Source organism: Kamptonema formosum PCC 10802 (assembly GCF_000332335.1).
Classification (GTDB): Bacteria; Cyanobacteriota; Cyanobacteriia; order Cyanobacteriales; family Oscillatoriaceae; genus Oscillatoria.
The window spans coordinates 3,035,770-3,054,041 of the sequence record NZ_KB235948.1; the positions used below are offsets into that span (position 1 = coordinate 3,035,770).

Sequence of the window (18,272 nt, forward strand, 5' to 3'; positions counted from 1 at the left end):
GCTTCGGGTTGAGTACGTTACACAATTACCGGATGAACCCCACCCCCCAACCCCGTCCCCGCAAGCAGGGAGGGGGAGGTGAGAGGGGGTTAAGTGCATAAGGAAGCAAAAGCAAACCTATGAACTGGATGAAGGGGTTGTTTCAATCCCGTTCCCGGGATTCAGCTGGCCAAAAATCTTCTGCTTCTACCCCCTGGTGAAATCATTGTCGCATTGATATGGGCTTCTTTGCGCAACCGGGATGCTCCCGAACTGTTCACTCAAATATAGTACAGCGGACAGCCAAGACTCATCCAGGACAGTTGCGTCCAAGCCGCCCCGCCCGAAGCGCCCCTCCAACTGGAGGGTGGACTGAGGGAGTTGCGGGGGGAGAGTCAGATTCCTCCAAACTGGGGTAGCCCCTGGAGACTGCGGAAGAGGTGACTGGGTAATGGCCCAGAGCCTCAATCCCGCTCTCCCCAGCAGAGGCCAAGCTTCCCCTGAAGCGCTCGCGCCCCTCCTCCCAGGGAGGTAGAAGGGAAATACCTCTTCAGGAGGGAGTCAACTGGATAGTGTTGCGTGCCGGTGTATTAAGGATCTGCCAAAAATGGGAAATGGTGCATATGCCAAACCTAACTGATAGCCTTCTTAATAATCAAGTTCAAGAAACAACAGAAAATCCGTGTCCCCCAGGAAGTACAGACCCTCCATGCAAAAGCGAATAATCTCAGAAAAAAACAAACCAAAACCCGTGATTAATGACAGGTAATGCGCTCTGCAAGGGTGAGATTATAGCGCCGCAAGCTATATTTTTATAATTCCCCTCTGCCCGATGCCCTATTCTCTCATAAAATTAAGTGAGAGGGCACAACGGTAGCCCCCAGCCCCTGGAGGGATGGCGGGGGAATCGCAGACAGCGACGTCTCAGTTTGAGCCAGTCGCTTTCGAGGGAACCCCGCTCATCGCGGAGAGTTCTATGTCCCTGGAGACTGCGGAAGAGGTGACTGGGTAATGGCCCAGAGCCTCAATGCCGCCCTCTCTAGCGGAGGCCAAGCTTCCCCTGAAGCGCTCGCGCCCCTCCTCCTGGGGAGGTAGAAGGGAAATACCTCTTCAGGAGGGAGTAAACTGGATAGTGTTGCGTGCCGGTGTATTAAGGATATGTCAAAAATGGAGAATGGTGATATGTCTAACCAAACTGATAAAGGGGCTAAAAATCAAGTTCCCGCAAAGGACAACTGCGATCCAGGCCGTACAGATCAAGGATATCTAGTAATGCCACCTAACCCAAATGCAAATGACGACTGTTCTCCAGAGCGTACAGAGCCATCATATCGAGTATCAAACTTACAGGGTTCTGAGCCTTAAAGTTTAAGGCCATGAAAGTCCAGGCGTATTTCAAGTGTGCTCTTATAGCACTGGCTATATTGTTCTAAATGACCTCAGCCAGATGCCCTCTTCTCTGAGAGAATTAAGTCTGAGTGCAAAACGGAACAGCGAGAAACCAGGTTTCTTTAAGAAACCTGGTTTCTGTCTCTGGCCATGTCCAGCTTAATTATGCAGGCCCATTCTAGCTGAGGCTTCTCCCTCTGATAGCAGAATTTAACTTTGACTCCAAAGCTCTAATTTTTTAATAAAGCCTTAAGTTATCGAATCGTCCTTTCAGAGTCAAAGTTTCCGCTTGTGAGTTCGCCCGACTCTGTTTCATTTCGGAAAAGCTTATAATGTAAGGGCTTTATAGATTTGTCACTGAGGCGAGCGATTAGCTATCAAACCGGAACAGAGTTGGCGATCCTCTGGGCTGACCTTGGGATTGGTCTGAAGATAATCGCCCAGCCAATCGCAGGCACGTCTTAAAAGAGAATCCAGCTCCAAGGGCTGTAATTGCGCAGTGTCAATGTTCCAGATTTTTACGGTGTCGTTCAAACTGGCCGTGGCGAACTTCTTGCCATCTGGACTGAAACTTATGCTAATCACCCCAGCTTGATATCCAGACGAGAAGGTTCTTAGCAACTTACCGTCATTAATTCTCCAGAGGTAGACCTTTCCGTCTTCATCGGCTGAGGCTAGCGTTTTTCCATCTGGACTGAAACGCGCGTCCCAGACGATATTTTTAGGTTCTGAAAAACTTTGAAGCTGGTGCCCGTCGCTCATTCTCCAAAGCTTAACAGTTTTGTCATCACTGCCACTGACGAGCGTATTGCCGTCGGGACTGAAACTCACACTATTGACCCGCTCGCTATGTCCCCGGAGAGTGTTTAGCAGTCTGCCATCGCGGCTCCAAAGTTTGACTTTTCCGTCATTACTAGCCGAGGCGATGGTCTTGCCGTCGCGACTGAAACTGACACTCTTGACTGGGCTATTTACCAGGAAAGTGTGGAGTAAATAGCCGTCTTTCGTCCTCCAAAGTTTGACAGTTTTGTCATTACTAGCCGAAGCAACCATCTGACCGTCGTGACTGAAACTCACACTATTGACACCGGCGCTATGCCCCCAGAGGGTGCGGAGTAAAGAGCCGTCGCGACTCCAAAGTTTCACAGTGTTGTCAGCACTTCCTGAGGCGAGGGTATTGCCGTCGCGACTGAAACTGACTCTATAGACTGCACCAGCATGCCCCTGGAGGGTGCGCAGTGGTTTGCCATCGCGGCTCCAGAGTTTGATGGTATTGTCCTGACTGGCTGAAGCGAACTCACGGCTATCAGGACTGAAACTAACACTATAAACCTTTTTACCATGCCTGACCGAAAAGTTATCGATCATCTTCCAGAGTTTAATGGTTGTGTCCATACTAGCGGAGGCGATCGTCTGACCGTCAGGACTGAAACTCGCGTCTCTGACCTCAGCGCTATGCCCCTCAAAGGTGCTTAGCGGGCTAGAATCGCTTATTTTCCAGAGTTTTACTGTCCGATCTCGACTCGCTGAGACAAGGATCTGGCCATCGCAGCTGAAACGCACGCTATTGACTTCATCCGTATGCCCTGTCATGATTCGCACTGGGGAGCCATCACTACTTCTCCAAAGTCTGACGGTTTTATCAGCACCGGCTGAAGCAATCAACTGGCCATCTGGGCTGAAACTTGCGCTCTTAACCCAACTGCTATGCCCTTTAAGGGTTTTGATCAGCTTCCCGTCGCCAGTCCTCCAAAGTTTGATGGTGCCATCATCACTAGCGGAGATAATGGTCTGGCTATCGGGACTGAAACGCGCACTATTGACATAGCCGTCATGCCCTTCAAGAGTTCTGATTAGGTTCCCGTCGCTAGTCCTCCAGAGTTTTATGGTTTGATCAGCACTAGCTGAAACAATGATTTGGCCATCGCGACTGAAACTCACACTATTGACTCCTTTTGTATGCCCTGTAAGAGTTATCAGCAGCTTGCCGTCGCTAGTATTCCAGAGTTTGATGGTTGTGTCACCACTCGCCGAGGCAACAATTTTGCTATCAGGACTGAAACTCACTCCCCAGACTCCGGCGCTATGACCGGTTAAAGTTCTGATAACCTGACCGTTACTAGCCCACAGTCTGACGGTTTTGTCTCTACTGGCGGAAGCAATCATTTGGTCGTCAGGGCTGAAAGCCACGCTATAAACCTCATCACTGTGGCCTTCTAATCGGTTGCGCTCTTGAATGTCATAAACTACTTTTTCAAGAACTCTTACTGTTTCGCCTTGAGTATCTTCGGGTACAGATACTAATAGATTCCCAAACCTTTTCATCCGCTCGATCTGTCGCCCTGCCTTGACACCGGCAGCGAGGGCATCCAGTTGCTTGTGCAATAAAAAATTGTTCTCAGACAGAGGATTTAATGCCTTGATCTCTTCAAGCTTAGTTTTTAGGCTTTGCTGAAAAGCAAAACCGCCCAACCCCAAAGCTCCCACGGCAAGAACACTAATCACCGCGACAGCGGTTCGAGCCTGTCTGAGTCTTCTTCTGTCCTCGAATTGCTGCCGCTTTTTTTCCTCCAAACAAGCTGCAACAAACAGGAGGACATCTTCCGATAGCTCGTCGGTATAATGGACGTACATATCCTCGGCTTCCTCCAAACGCACTCCCGGCAACAAAAAATCTGACTGTCGCCCGTTCTGTTTCCACTGTAGGGCTGACTGCGCCAGCTGGCGCTGCACTCTCAAACGATCGCGGTTTTCCTCCAACCACCACCGCAAAGTTGACCAGTGGCGAATCAATATCTCGTGAGCCACCTCTACGGTCACTTCCTGTTTCATTTTTTGCAGGATCTGGTCTTCTGGCTCTACCGGGGTGGCGTCCGCATCTCGGCTGCTGCCAACCACTGCCTCCTCCGATTCTGCGCTCATCACTATGAGCTTGGCCGCAGTTAAGGCTTGCAGCGTTTTTTCTACCAAATCGGGTGAATATTTCCTCACAGCCAGTTCGGATTTGAAGGCTCGCCGGCGGGTATCTTCTTTCCCCTCGCCTAGCTGTGTCAGCGCCAGAAAAATCCACTGAGCGCAGTCTCGGGCTTCCGCATCTAAACTGTCATAAACGGCTTGCGCCTTTCGCTCTAAGGCTCCTTGCAGCCCGCCAATTTTTTGGTGATACGCCTCAAGCGTCAACTCGCCCCCCTGCCGGCAGTCCCACAATTGCTCTAAAACAAACTGCAGCACGGGTAAGTCGCCGGGTGAGCGGTTGAGTTCCTGCAACAGCACGTTCACGAGTGCCGGCTCGACCTTTAAGCCCACTTTCTCGGCTGGCTTGACAATGGCTCGGCGATAGTCATCGGCTGTCAGGTAAGGCGGGACTAATATGCTAGACTGCTGTAAAAGTCCAACCAGTGCCGGCACTTCCAAGCAAGAGGTGATAAAATCCGCTCGCAATACCAGCACTAATTTAAAGCGGTCGCCGGCAGAATCCAAGGCTCCCAAAAGAATGTCTAAAAACACCTGCCGGTCGGATGCTGTCGCTAGGGTAAAAACTTCCTCAAACTGGTCGGCAACCAGCACCACCATTGGTTCGGGGCGCGAGCGCAACCAGCAGACGAATCCTTCCACTCCCTGATACAGCATGCCCTCCAGTTGCATCTGCTCTCTGGCGCGTTCTTCTTCGGTTCCCGCGCCCGCCAGCCGGCAAGATAGAGCCTGAAGGGGACGGGCACCCGGACGAAAGCTTTCGACCCACCAGGAATCGCTTCCTGGCAACTGCACTCCCTGCTGCAGCTGGGCAATCAATCCCGCATGAACGACAGAAGATTTGCCGCTTCCAGACGCCCCGACTACTGCTAGAAAAGCTCGGCGATTCAGTTCGCTGACCAGGTGCTGGGTGAGAGTTTCCCGTCCGTAGAAAAATTGTGCGTCTTCTTCCTCAAAAGCTTGCAACCCCATGTAAGGGCAAACCCCCACATCACCGGCTGCTGTTTCGCCCTCTCGCCACCCGATTTTTCCGGGAATAACTTCAATCACGCCCTTTGCGCCGGAGAGCCAGATGTGCAGCGAGATCCCTGTCCCCGCCAGATTGATTTGCAATCGGGAAATCCAGCCGGCTACCGGCAATCCCACTTGCCGGTCGGCGGTTTGCAGCGTTTCCAGCAATGCTTGGGCAAATCGTTCTGGGTTTTCGGCGGGTGCTGCAGCTGCAATTAACAACTGTCCCCCTTCGGGTTTGAGTTGCAAATCTTCTAGCCAGTCGGAGAGCGAACTGGCTCCAGGACAGTCCAGTATGACGATTTGTTGAGCTGTTTGTGACCGGCGCAATTCTTGTCTCAACCAAGAGCTGCTGAGTCGCACCTCTTCTGATAATACCATCCACACTTCCCCTTCCAGAGTCCGCTCAATCCGCCCTCGAAAGTACAGCAAAGCTGTTTCTGTGTCTGCAACTGCTGGCGTGTGACGCGATTCGGCTTCGGACTGCGATTCTCCCGCAACAGCGACGTGCGAGCGCAGGCAATTTTGGATAGCGGCTCGCACTTCTGAGTGCGTTCTTGCGTGCCGGTGCCAATACTCCAGTTGAAAATTTCCCGCTTGGCGCAGCAGTTTACTTAAGGCCAGGGAATTCTCGCCGCCGGACAGTCCTTCTACGACCACTGCCAGTCGTGAGGGGTTTAAATTTGCGCTGGTGGGTTTCAATCCCAGAATCAGCTCCCCCACTCCTTCTACAATTCGTTTGGGAGTTTGTAAGGGATATTCCGGATACAGCTTAGTTTCGCCGCGACTGCGCTTTTGCTGATTGATCAGTCGCAGTTGCTGGTTCGTCTTGTCGATGTATTGCAGGGTCTTGTGATAGACATATTTATAAAGTCCATCGGCGTCAATGACGCCCTGCTGGTCGGCAGCTTCACCCAGCAGCCCCCGCATTAAGTAGTAAGTAAACACTCCATGCCCCAATTGTGGAAATTCCCACGATCTCTGGGTGCGATCGCAGGAAAGCAAAGCATAAAACCCCTGACTTTGAGCCGCCCGTTTCTGCAAAACGTCTACCAATTGAGAGGACGGATTGAGCAGAGAAGCGCCGGGATTGATTTCGGCTTCTCTTTCCCCCCTGGAACCTGCCAGCATCGAGCCGCTACTCTGGGCGGAATCGCTCCTCTCCACCGGCTGTCCCCGCAACATCATGCTGCCACTGTGACAGGCATCCAGCCAAATTAATTGCTGGCTGGCTTTACAATTCCCCAACAGGTTTAACAGTTCTGGCAAGCTCAGACCTGTATTGAGCGGGTCGTCCTTCTGAGTGTCTTGCAGGCACAAGATCGCCTGCTGACTTTCTCTGTCTAGCAACCCGTGCCCGGAAAAATAAAACAGGACGGTATCTTGTGCCTTGGCTGCCGAAACAATTTGCTTGAGACTGTTGTGGACTGCCTCTAGCCTTGGGGGAAGTTCCGCAAAATCGTGATGAATAATAAGCTGCTTTTGAGGAAAGGCCAGCGTGGCTTCGGCTAAGGCTTCGCCTAACCCCTGACAGTCCAAAGCTGAATACTCTAAAGAAGGCAAGCTTTCGTCCTGGTAGTGGTTCGCACCTACCAGGAGAATCCACAGCTTGGCTTGGCCTGTTTTTAATCCCTGCGCTGACTGACTCGTCCTGACGCTAACTGGAGACATTGTATCTCAAGGTAGATAAATTTTTCTTGGTCAATTAGCTGCCAACTAAAAACGGGACAAAAAACCGTTTTTTTCCGGCAGCATCTCATTTTCCCATTCTCCCGGAGGCACCGGCTCCACAGAACAGGGAAGCCGAAAAACCTTTCTTCGGGAGTCCGGGCTGAAGGCAAGACCGGCCTGGCTTAAGTGGGTGGCCGCTGGCTCTGATTGTACCTCACAGAAAAGCTTTCAGGAGCGAAGGCTTGTCTGCGATTTTTCTATCTTAACACATTATATGGGAAATCCTTTCCCTTGGCAAGTGGCAAGATGAAATTCCCTCAAAGCCTCTCGCTGGAGGAATGTCCCAAGGTTGGGCTGATCGCTTATTGAGAATGGTGTCAGTACGCAATCCTGCCCCAAACTTTAAGCGTTAGCTGCTATTACGAAATTCCAACCGGCTCGACTTACAGATTGAGAAGAAATTCTCTCAAATTTTCAGCCCGATTCAGCCAGCCGGCCAAAAAAACCTCTTGCTCTGGATTATTTTTAACCCATTGCTTGTGGTAACGGATTCTTCCTTCAATCATCTGTAGGGCGATTTCTTGGCTGTTGCTAGACAGCCAAGCCATTTCAGTTTCGGTTCCAAAAATGCCGTCAGCGGTAACACCTAGGGCTTCCTGCAAAAACTGGATGGCACCTTTGACGCCAAACATAACTGCTGTATCAAACTGCACTACAGCTAGAGGCGTTTCCATTAACTCAGCATGAGAGCGCTGCCAATACCGCTTGGAATATATCTCGTAAACCTCCCCATCTGTAATAAATTTCACACTTTCATAGGGGAGGTTATTGCTGCTTCTGTATGAATTGTAAGTAGCTTGTGTAATCCCCTTATTCGTCGGCCCACCCAGATCGATGGGATGATTGACATAGCCCCCTTCCCACTGCAAAGTAAATTTCAGGGCAATTTCCAGAGCGCTATTTTCATCAGTCTTTACTGTGGGGGATAATTCAATCAACTTCTTGGCGAAAGTAGGGCCAAACAAACCCGTCTTACCGTTGTCGAGGAAAACGTTTTGGCTGAAACCGATTATAGCTGCCTGGGTTAGGGGGTCGAAGGACCCATCAAGTTTCGACTCCTTCAACAAACCAATTTCACTGAGTCGCTTTTGGATTTCGCGCACTAATTCATGGTCACTGCCGAGGGTCTGCCAATCAAGCACTTTGCTGTCTTTAACTAGGGTTGCAAGTTTCATCGCTGCACCTCACTGATAGAGAGTTTAGAATTCTCAAAGTATTTCAATCCCTGGGGGAGGGGAGAAACCCGTTTTTCGGAACTGCAACGGGTCTCTCGCAACCGCTCTCAATTACATCGCAGGGAAAGTCTTGGCTAAATCGTCGCCGGGAATAATAGTTGTGCGGAAGAGATATCCGCTGTTGCTCTGATAGCTATCGTTTAAGAGTTGGAAATTTTAGGAAAGTCGGATTGGTTGGGTCCGGGAGCCCAATTCGGGGTGTAGACTGCTTCTTTGGCTTGGACACGACCGACAACCGCTCCTCCAGCGCCACAGAGAATAATCACGATATTGACGGTATGGTCAACGGTGAGTTTGCCTTCTTTTACAGCGCTCCCTACAATCGGGGCAATAGCCGCTGTGGTGGCAAAAACTATTCCCCAAAAAGTTTTGCTCTGAAACAGGCTTTTGGCGGCACTATTATATAAGGTTGGCGGGTTGATAGGCTCTGGCGCTGAGAGATTTTGAGAGTCATCAAACGGATTGCTGTCAGAACTTTTAACTGTAGTCATATCACATTTATTGGGTAGTATTTTGGGAGTTCGTTATTGGATTCGGCTGCAATTTGGAACCTTGCGCTCGAACCTTTAACTGTTGATTTATTAGATTAGGCTCTGCTTTTTTATGCACGCGCCCCCAAAAAAGAGTTAGGGAAAATGGCTGAAAGTTCGCTGGGGAAAGCTTTTCGGGCTTTTCGCCGCTGTGAGGGCCATCGCAATTCCCCGCCACTGCCGGTGCCTAGTTTGTAGTTGGGCTTTAGCCCAAAGGAAAGTAGTTGGGCTTTAGCCCCACCGGCATCTCGTCCGCGGAACCCGCCCTGGCGCGGGACAAACCTCTCCCCCCCACCCCCCTTTCCGGGGTGGGTTTTTCAGATGTGGGGCATTTTTAGGCAGAGGAGCAAGGGAGCAGGCCGGCAGGGCGGCAGCGGGGGAGCGCAGGAGGCTGCCTTCAGCTAAGCCCTCCCTTTTGATTATCATTAATTAGAGCTTATTGCGAATTGGCGGGCAGTACGCATAAGACACCCGGTTTCTTAAAGAAACCGGGTGTCTCAGTCCCTGACAAAGGATGAAGAAGGCGCTTAGCTGAAAGACAGCTTGTAGGGTGGGAGAAGCTCAACCGCGCAACCCACCCTACTTAAGTTAGCTTCGCTCTAATAATAAAAAGCTAGACGAGAGCAGCAGTTGCGGTTTCTGATTTTGGCTGCTCGCCGTCTGGCGAAATCCCTTGCCCTTCAATAAACGAACGCAACATCCAAGCCATCTGCTCGTGCTGCTCCATAAAACCCGTCAAAAAGTCTGCTGTTCCTTGGTCGTGAAATTCTCCAGAACACTGGTCCACATGCTGGCGAAGGTTGCGGATAATCTGCTCGTGGTCGTCTACTAAGCGAGCCACCATTTCTGTGGCTAAAGGCAAGTCGCCGATGTGTTCTTTAATCGAGGCATATTTCAGGAAGCCTTCAGCCGTGCCGATCGGATAGCCGCCCAAAGATCGAATCCGTTCGGCAAGAGCGTCAATGTTAGCGGTTAAGGCATTATAGTGCTCCTCCCACAACTGGTGCAGCGAGCGAAATTGCGGGCCCACAACATCCCAGTGGTACTTCTTGGTCTTGATCAGCAACAGGTAAGCATCTGCCAGATCGTGATTCAATAAGTCGGTGACGCCCTGAAGCTGCTCATCAGTAAGACCTATGTTTAAATTGCGCATGAAAGACTCCTACAAACGGTGGGTTATTCCCTTCATTTCATCAAATTAATCTGTCGCATAAATCAGTCGTAAGGAGGATAATTAATGGTGCGGAATAGAACAATATATCTGCTGCCGGCAGGACTCGAATTTTCCTCGTTTAGTATAAAGGAGCCAGCAACTTAAGCGGGGACTTTCCCTCACGCCCTACCCCCTCTCGGCAAGCAAAGCGGGGGGCGGGCGAGCCAGCGGTCAAGCCCCTGCTACCCACAGCCACCGGCATTTTTTTCGCCTGTCTACCCAGCGGTACAGCCGGCGCACTTTGCGGATAAAATCTTGCTGTGCCGGCGTGCGGCGTCAGGGTTGGGCGGCAAGCGAGTCAGGAGTCAGAACCCAGCGCCTTTAGCTCAGCGCGGGAGACAATCTGGGAGCCATACCGGTTCGCGTACACTTGGGTAAATTCAGCCCCCCAGAACAGAATGTGAGCCGAATAATAAATCCAAATCAAAATAATGACGAACGAGCCGGCTGCGCCGTAGGCGGAAGCGATACCGCTATTGCCGAGATATAGCCCGATCAAAAATTTGCCGGCAGTAAACAGCAGCGACGTAATCGCCGCGCCAATCCAAACATCACCCCACGCCACTTTGGCATCGGGCAAGATTTTATACATCAGGGCAAACAGCAGCGCAATCGTGCTAAACGAGACAAGCCCATCTATCCAGTGCCAGACGCTTACCGGAATTGCCAGCCAGCTATTAAACCACTGGCCAATCGCAGCCAGCGTGGCGCTAACTATTAGCGACACCAGCAGTAAAAAGCCGATCGCCAGCACCATTGCGAAGGTCAAAACGCGGTCTTTAATAAAGCCTATCACCCCGCGCCCGGGCTGGGGCGAAACGTGCCAGATAATGTTGAGCGACTCTTTGAGCTGGGCAAACACGCCGGAAGCGCCTAGCAACAGCGTGGCGACGCCAATCAAGCCGGCAATCGTGCCCGACTGAGGCTTGTAGGCATTTTGCAGCAGCGCTTGGAGAGCTTCCGCACCCTCAATGCCGATTAAATGTTTAAGTTCGCTCACCACCAGACCTTGCGCCGCTTCCGGGCCAAATGCCAAACCGGCAATGGCAATCGCGATAACCAGCAGCGGTGCGATAGAAAACACCGTGTAATATGCCAGCGCCGCCGCCAAGAGCGGCACTTTATCCTCTTGCCACTGCACAAACGTCTCTTTGAACAGCAACCCAATAGCCTTTAGATTCATCGACTCTGCTCCTTTCGGTGGATGAATTTTATCCTGAGAGCCGCTTTAATGGCTTCTAACTGAAGGATGAAAAAAGCTATGCAACTCGCAGGTAAAGTAGCGCTGATCTCGGGAGCCGGCTCCGGTATCGGTGAGGCGGCAGCAAAATTGCTGGCAAAAGAAGGCGCACTGGTGGCGGCGCTCGACCGTACAGAGGATAAATTGAAAGCCGTTGTGGCGCATATAAACCGCGCCGGCTCACAAGCCATGCCGGCTGTCGCCGACATCTCGCAGCCCGAGCAAATGCAGCAAGCTTACCAGAAGGTTATCGAGCAGTGGGGCCGGCTCGACATTGTATTTGCCAATGCCGGTATTAACGGAGTCTGGGCACCCATCGAGGAGCTAGCGCCAGAAGAGTGGGACAAAACCATTAACATCAACCTCACCGGCACCTTCCTCACCGTCAAATATGCCGTGCCCTATCTCAAAAAACAGGGCGGCTCAGTCATCATCACGTCCTCCATCAATGGCACCCGCGTTTTCAGCAACACCGGCGCGACAGCTTATTCTTGCACCAAAGCCGCCCAGGTGGCCCTTACAAAAATGCTAGCCCTCGAACTCGCCAAGCACCGGATTCGCGTCAACGTCATCTGTCCCGGCGCGATCTCAACTTCTATTGATAAAAACACAGAGCTGCGCCATCTGGAAAAGGTCAAGGAACCCGCTGAATATCCAGAAGGAGAAATCCCGCTGACTGACGGCAAACCGGGGAGTTCCGAACAGGTGGCGCAATTAGTGCTATTCCTGGCGTCGGACGCTTCCAGCCACATCACCGGCACTGAAATTTGGATCGATGGCGGCGAGTCACTCATCATCGGTTGAGCCCTCTGCCAGACGGGTAGGGTGCCTCACTCAAGCACCCTACTTTTGCCGCCCTCACCCGTCCCCCTTATTAACAAAACTTCATCCTCACTCGCAGAGCGCCCTATGACTGTTACCGTATCCGTTTCTTCGCTTATCTCTTCTAAAAACTCTTTCAGCCCCAACACCGATTCCATCTCTCCTGTTTGAATTGCCCGACCTATTCTAGGAGTTACCTGAACTTGTATATGCTTATTTTGCGACAGCCGTAAAGGATTATCTTTCGCCTTCTCAATACAGCTCCTGATGGCTCTTCTAGCTTGTCCTGTAGCGAAGTATTGCCCCACGGCAGAACGAGAAATCCTTCGCGTTTCAGCGTCACATCCTATCACGCCCGACATGTGAACGCCCAGAACTATCATGTCACCTATCAGCTTTGTCTCGTTTTGTTTATTCATTGCTTTCCAGAAACAAAGGCTCCCACCTATTAAAATTTAAAATCACCCCTCTCCAATACACCCGCTTATATAGGATAGCCTAGCTGAGAGGAAAAGTCCTCTGTAAAAGGTTAGATACAGGGGCACAGCTGAGGCAAAATTCCCCAAATCTAGCGGGGCGACAGTTAGGGAAAACAGCTGCATGAAGCACTCAGGCATGCTGCGGCAATCCGCCGCGCCCATTTCGGTTCCCCAGCTGGAGGGAAAGGCAGACAGGGGTGCCAGAGAGCGCGGCCATTTCCGGTTGGGATGCCGGTGCTGGCAATTCAATCGCCAGTAACGACGCCACATTCATGCGCACCTATATTTCGCACCCCGGTGCCGGCTTGACCGGAACGCCGCCTCCTGTCAAACTAAAAATCCCAAATCTAAAATCAATAGCAGGGCGAGAGCGGCAATCGCCGGCGCAAAGCAATCTTTGATACAGTTGAGATTCCCCTGCCCAGCTCACCGATCCTGTTCCCACAGCCAACCAAAAACCTGCTATGGCCATTCTGCGACTCGAAGACGGCACCACTCACACCAACCTCACCGACATTGAGCGCCAACTCGCTTCCCTGAACATCCAGCTGAGCCGGTGGCCCGTCGGAGACGACCCCCAAACCCGCGCCCTACTCGCCAAAGACACCCTCACCGACAGCGAAAAAGAGCAACTCCTGCAATCCCTCGACCGCTACTTTGACGAACTCAAGCGCACCGGCGGCTACCAGTCTCGCGACATCATCGCCCTGCACCCAGACGTGCCCAATCTCGACACCCTGCTGTCCAAATTCAACCGCTCCCACACCCACGCCGATGACGAAGTGCGCTACATCATTGCCGGTGAGGGCGTATTCGGCTTTGTCCGCCCCGACGGCACCCAAGTCGAACTCACAGTCCAACCCGAAGAATACATCAACGTCCCCGCCGGCACCGAACACTGGTTCCACCTCACACAAACCCGCCGCATCAAAGCCGTGCGCTACTTCACCGGCACCGAAGGCTGGGTGCCCGAATACACCGGCACCCCCATCCGCTTGAGCCCCCTAGCCACCGTCTGAGCCTCTAACTAGAAAATGTTTGTAGTTGGGCTTTAGCCCTACCCGCTCGCCCGCAGTGGGACAGTTCCCCTAGGGACAGGCGGGACGCCTGTCCTACGCCTTTTTTCCCAGAAACGAGAATCTTTCTCCCCCTCCCCGCGTGCGGGGAGGGGGCTAGGGGGAGGGGTTCAGTGCCCCATGCCCCACGCCCAATCCCCAATGCCCCCTTCTCCATGCCCATCGAAGTTGACTACCGCTTCCCACCTGGCGTAGATGCCGGCAAACAAGCCAAAATAATTGCCGTCGGGCAAACCGCCGGCACCTGGGACGCCCGCTTCTCCCACCGCGCCGAGTCCCTGCGCTCCCATCTCGGCGAAGTCCTCACCACCGGCACCGAACCCACCGGCAGCAGTCTGGCCACAGTCCGCTTCCCAGAAGCCAACGCCGAAAACGACATCCCCACCCTGCTCACCATGATTTTCGGCAAATACTCAATGGCAGGGGCGGCAAAAGTAGTGGCAGTGCGCCTTCCCGAAACCTATGGCCAGCCTCCCAAATTCGGCATCTCTGGCATCCGCCAGCGCCTCGGCGTCCCCGACCGGCCCCCCATCATGGCCATTTTCAAACCCGCCCTCGGACTCTCAGCCGACGACCACGCCGCCATCCTCAAAGAAGTCGCGTTTGCAGGGCTAGATATTATAAAAGATGATGAAATAATTGTCAACCGCGCCGGTGCGCCGGCACTGGAACGACTGCACGCCTGCCTTTCAGTTCTGGATCGCGTCAAGCAGGAGACGGGGCGCACAGTGCTGTATGCGGTGAACGTCACCGGCAGATCGCCCCTGGAAATGGCCCGACGGCTGGTGCGGGAGGGAGCCAACGCCCTGCTGCTCAACGTTCTGTCTTATGGCTTCTCAGTGCTGGAGCAGCTGGCAGCCGATCCAGAAATTAATGTGCCGGTGTTCGCGCACCCCGCCCTTGCCGGTGCGCTGTGCGGCGCACCCGAACACGGCATGGCCTACTCGGTGGTGCTGGGAACTCTCATGGCGCATGCCGGTGCGGACGCAGTGCTGTATCCGGCGCACTACGGCAGTCTGCCCTTTGACCCACAGGAAGAAGCCAAGATTAGAGATATCCTGCGCCAGCGCAACGTCTTTCCTGTGCCCTCCGCCGGCATCCATCCCGGAGTCGTGCCCAGAGCCCTGGCGGATTATGGCCAGGACGCCATCCTCAATGCCGGCACCGGCATCATGGATCACCCCGATGGCCCAGCTGCTGGGGTTCAAGCGTTTTTTGAAGCGCTGAAACTGGCGGCACCGGGGGAAGCGTTTAATTTGGAAACCGTGCCGGTGGGAACGCTGCGCACTGCTTTGGAAAAATGGGGCGTCTAGATTTCATATAAAAAGGATGACGTAGGCACAGGCGTCTCGCCTGTGCTCGTGCAGCAAGAAACCAGGTTTCTCGCCCCCATTCAGGCTAAACAATTACTTGACAAACACGCTCACAGTGAAACGAGTAGTATTTTGTGATTTCGACGGCACCATCACCGCAGAAGAGACATTCGCCGGCATGCTTAAAGCATTCGCCCCAGAGCTTTCCGCGCAGATCATGCCAGAGATGTACACCTTGCGGATGACGCTGCGGGAAGGCGTGCGCCGGTTGCTGGAATCTATCCCCTCGGCGCGATATGCGGAAATTCTCGACTACGCCCGCCCAAAGGCCATGCGACCTGGCCTCGAAGAACTGCTGGACTTTCTCGACGCCGAGGGAGTGCCGTTTGTGGTGGTTTCCGGCGGGTTGCGGGGGATGGTGGAGACGGTGCTGGGCCAGCTGGCGGAGCGCGTCCATGCCATCTACGCGGTCGATGTGGGCACCACCGGCGAATATCTGCGCGTCGGCTCGGAGTTTGAGGGCGGTACGGAATTGGTGTCCAAAGTGCGGGTGATGGAACTGTACCCAGCAGATGAGGCGGTGGCGATTGGGGATTCCATCACCGACTTGAATATGGCCATGCAAGCGCCGGTGGTGTTTGCCCGCGACCGGCTCACCCAGTACCTGGACGACCGGCAAAAGCCTTTCATACCTTGGAATGATTTTTTTGACGTGCGAGAGATCCTGTCGCAGCGCTGGATATGATATAAAAGTTATTCTCCTCGCACAGACGCGACAGGTCCGGTCTGAATCGCGTCCGCACACTGTTCTGGACTGTCAATTATTGCCTCAGATGAACACCGATCCGCGTCCTGGTCTGGTTGCTGCTGCCCGCTGCTTTTACGGGCATGGCTGGATGCTAGGCACCGCCGGCAACCTCTCCGCCCGCCTGCCTGATGGCAGCTTCTGGATTACGGTTAGCGGTCGCCCAAAGGGTGAGCTGCAGCCCCATGACTTCATCCGCATCGCCCCGGATGGGGAGGTGCTCGACCGGCACCAGCAGGGCGACAAACCCTCTGCCGAAACCAGCATCCACCAGGCGATTTACGGCTGTTTCCCGGAGGCGGAAGCGTGCTACCACGTCCACTCGATCGAGGCGAATTTAGTCTCCCGCCTCGCCACAAAAGATGATCTGCCGTTGCCCGGTATTGAAATGCTCAAGGGGCTTGGGGTGTGGGAGGAAAACCCCAAGGTGGCGATGCCGGTGTTTGACAACCATTTGTACGTGCCTCGGATTGCGGCGGAGATTTGCCAGCGCTTTCAGGTGTCGCCCCCACAGGTGCCGGCGCTGCTCATTCGCGACCACGGCATCACCGTTTGGGCTCCCTCACAGGCAGCCGCCCGCCACTATGTGGAGCTGGTGGAGTATATCTTTCAGTATATGGTGTCCGCTCGCCAGGTTGGCTTTTGCGATATCCTGTGATATAATATCCGGTTGATTAACTTGAATCAGGAAACGCCGGCGGGCAATCAGTGACTCCCAATGCCCTTTTGCGTGATGCCCAATCCCCCCCAGCGCGATATGACAAGTATTCAACCGAACTTGATATCACTGACTCGCCGGCGGCAGAGTGTCGCCCCCCACACCGGCACAGGGCGGTCCTGCTAGGATAGCAAAAAACACAAATCAGCAAGGAAGACGAGACCGGTATGTCTAAATTCATCAGAATCCTCTCGATTGATGGGGGTGGCATCAGGGGGATTATTCCCGGGCAGATATTAGCCTTATTGGAAGACAAACTCCAGAAGCGCACCGGCAACCCTGAGGCGAGAATAGCCGACTTTTTCGATTTTTTTGCCGGCACCAGTACCGGTGGGATATTAACTTGTATTTACTTGTGCCCTGACCCGCAAAATCCCGCCAGACCTCGCTTTAGGGCCAGCGAAGCGGTGGAATTTTACCAGGAAAGAGGGAAGAAAATATTCAGCCGAAATCTGTGGCAGAAAATTCGGTCTTTGTGGGGCATAATTGATGAGAAGTATTCGGCAGAGCCTTTAGAAAAATTGCTGGCCAACTACTTCCTTGATTTAAAGCTGAGCGATTTGCTGAAAGCTTGTTTAATTCCCGCTTATGACATACACAAAAGGCGAGCTTTCTTTTTCACACAACATGATGCGAAAGTAGATAAGAAATCTGATTTCTTTATTCGGGATGTCGCGCGGGCAACGTCAGCAGCCCCAACCTTCTTTGAAGTGGCGAAAGTGACTTCACTGGCGAATAATTTCTACCCGTTAATCGATGGGGGAGTATTTGCCAATAATCCAGCGCTTTGCGCTTATGCGGAAGTGCGGACGAAACTAAAAGACAAGCTGAGTGAAGCCGAACCAGCCTCAGGCAACCCAGCAGAAAAAACTGCGGTCTTGCTCTCTCTGGGGACGGGAAATCTTAAAGAAAAATATGACTACGAAAAAGCGAAAGACTGGGGAAAGATTCAATGGGTAAGACCTGTGATTAATATCACGATGACAGGCGTTGCGGAAACGGTTGATTTTCAGGTCAATCAGGTTTTTGATGCCCTCAATAAACGGGAACAATATCTCAGGATAAATCCTGTGATTAGGAATAACAGCCCTATGGCTGTAATGGATAATACGTCCGACGAAAATCTTGATATTTTAAGCAAATTTGGGGCTGAAATAGCGCAAAACTACAGCAAGAAATTGGATGAATTTATAGAGTTTTTGCTGTGACCGGCACGAGCGCGGGCTGGCCTGCTTGAGGCTCCGCAACGGGCCCGCCCGACTGCCGTCCCTACCTTTGGACAGAGAATAATCTCAGACAGTCCTGATACCAAAGATAGATCCGGAAAGGATTGCTCGACAAGTCGTGGAGCAATTTCAGAGTTCTATGTCCAGATTACTCACAGGTGCGGTATTGCTGGGGCTGGCTCTCGGTGTGCTGATCTGGCGAATCCGATACCACCGGCGGGGGAGTTCCCAGCGGGAAGAAGTGAAATGTCCGCTTTGCGGGAATACTTTGCAGCGCTGCCGCCGCCGGCACAGGGATTATCTGATCAATTTGCTGGTGCCGGTGCGCCGCTACCGCTGCAATTCCCCGGAGTGCCGGTGGGCGGGATTGCGGATTAGATGTCTTAGCCACAGCAAGACAGAAATCGCCAATGCCCGTGAATCCGGGTGAAAACTTTGCGATTGTCCTGCCGGTGCGCTTCAGCGGTTTGGGGAGATCCCAAAACCTAGAGAGTGATACCAATCTGGGATTTTAGATGCTGGATTTTGGATT

The 18,272-nt window shown here is 52.9% G+C and carries 14 protein-coding genes; 8 read left to right on the forward strand and 6 right to left on the reverse strand.

Annotation, left to right across the window (positions count from 1 at the left end):
* Positions 1-1,722: 1,722 nt before the first annotated feature.
* From OSC10802_RS0113050 to OSC10802_RS0113070, 5 genes are all read right to left on the reverse strand, one after another.
* Positions 1,723-7,023 carry an nSTAND1 domain-containing NTPase gene (locus OSC10802_RS0113050; RefSeq protein WP_017717209.1) on the reverse strand — a complete coding sequence of 1,767 codons (5,301 nt, stop codon included), beginning with the start codon at positions 7,021-7,023 and terminating at the stop codon, positions 1,723-1,725.
* Positions 7,024-7,466: 443 nt separating this feature from the next.
* Positions 7,467-8,258, reverse strand: coding sequence for a glycosyl hydrolase 108 family protein (locus tag OSC10802_RS44320; protein WP_017717210.1), 792 nt, complete (start codon positions 8,256-8,258; stop codon positions 7,467-7,469).
* A gap of 200 nt (positions 8,259-8,458) precedes the next feature.
* Positions 8,459-8,809: a hypothetical protein gene (locus tag OSC10802_RS39995; protein WP_017717211.1), complete on the reverse strand. Its 351-nt coding sequence runs from the start codon at positions 8,807-8,809 to the stop codon at positions 8,459-8,461.
* Between the two features lie 652 nt (positions 8,810-9,461).
* A complete protein-coding gene (locus tag OSC10802_RS0113065; protein WP_017717212.1) occupies positions 9,462-10,001 on the reverse strand; it encodes a Dps family protein in 540 nt (179 codons plus the stop codon).
* A 358-nt stretch (positions 10,002-10,359) separates the two neighbouring features.
* Positions 10,360-11,244, reverse strand: coding sequence for a YihY/virulence factor BrkB family protein (locus OSC10802_RS0113070; protein ID WP_017717213.1), 885 nt, complete (start codon positions 11,242-11,244; stop codon positions 10,360-10,362).
* Between the two features lie 66 nt (positions 11,245-11,310).
* On the opposite strand from OSC10802_RS0113070, the gene OSC10802_RS0113075 reads away from it, so the two are divergent.
* Positions 11,311-12,105: an SDR family oxidoreductase gene (locus OSC10802_RS0113075; RefSeq protein WP_232731671.1), complete on the forward strand. Its 795-nt coding sequence runs from the start codon at positions 11,311-11,313 to the stop codon at positions 12,103-12,105.
* 26 nt (positions 12,106-12,131) lie between these two features.
* Here OSC10802_RS0113075 and OSC10802_RS0113080 read toward each other — a convergent pair whose 3' ends face one another.
* On the reverse strand, positions 12,132-12,542 hold the full coding sequence (locus tag OSC10802_RS0113080; protein ID WP_017717215.1) for a hypothetical protein: 411 nt from the start codon (positions 12,540-12,542) through the stop codon (positions 12,132-12,134).
* A 257-nt stretch (positions 12,543-12,799) separates the two neighbouring features.
* Here OSC10802_RS0113080 and OSC10802_RS49700 point away from each other — a divergent pair, with 257 nt between their 5' ends.
* The 7 genes from OSC10802_RS49700 (at position 12,800) to OSC10802_RS49705 (ending at position 18,170) form a co-directional block, all read left to right on the forward strand.
* On the forward strand, positions 12,800-13,003 hold the full coding sequence (locus tag OSC10802_RS49700; RefSeq protein ID WP_155967676.1) for a hypothetical protein: 204 nt from the start codon (positions 12,800-12,802) through the stop codon (positions 13,001-13,003).
* Positions 13,004-13,066: 63 nt separating this feature from the next.
* Complete coding sequence (locus tag OSC10802_RS0113090) at positions 13,067-13,621, forward strand: 1,2-dihydroxy-3-keto-5-methylthiopentene dioxygenase (protein ID WP_017717217.1); 555 nt, start codon at positions 13,067-13,069, stop codon at positions 13,619-13,621.
* 212 nt (positions 13,622-13,833) lie between these two features.
* On the forward strand, positions 13,834-14,991 hold the full coding sequence (locus OSC10802_RS0113095) for a RuBisCO large subunit C-terminal-like domain-containing protein (RefSeq protein ID WP_017717218.1): 1,158 nt from the start codon (positions 13,834-13,836) through the stop codon (positions 14,989-14,991).
* A 115-nt stretch (positions 14,992-15,106) separates the two neighbouring features.
* A complete protein-coding gene (locus OSC10802_RS0113100) occupies positions 15,107-15,736 on the forward strand; it encodes an HAD-IB family phosphatase (RefSeq protein ID WP_017717219.1) in 630 nt (209 codons plus the stop codon).
* 88 nt (positions 15,737-15,824) lie between these two features.
* A complete protein-coding gene (gene mtnB / locus OSC10802_RS0113105; protein WP_017717220.1) occupies positions 15,825-16,454 on the forward strand; it encodes a methylthioribulose 1-phosphate dehydratase in 630 nt (209 codons plus the stop codon).
* A 227-nt stretch (positions 16,455-16,681) separates the two neighbouring features.
* A complete protein-coding gene (locus tag OSC10802_RS0113110) occupies positions 16,682-17,722 on the forward strand; it encodes a patatin-like phospholipase family protein (RefSeq protein WP_017717221.1) in 1,041 nt (346 codons plus the stop codon).
* 157 nt (positions 17,723-17,879) lie between these two features.
* The gene (locus OSC10802_RS49705) at positions 17,880-18,170 is read left to right on the forward strand and encodes a hypothetical protein (RefSeq protein ID WP_155967679.1); all 291 of its coding nucleotides are present in this window, start codon (positions 17,880-17,882) and stop codon (positions 18,168-18,170) included.
* Positions 18,171-18,272 lie beyond the last annotated feature (102 nt).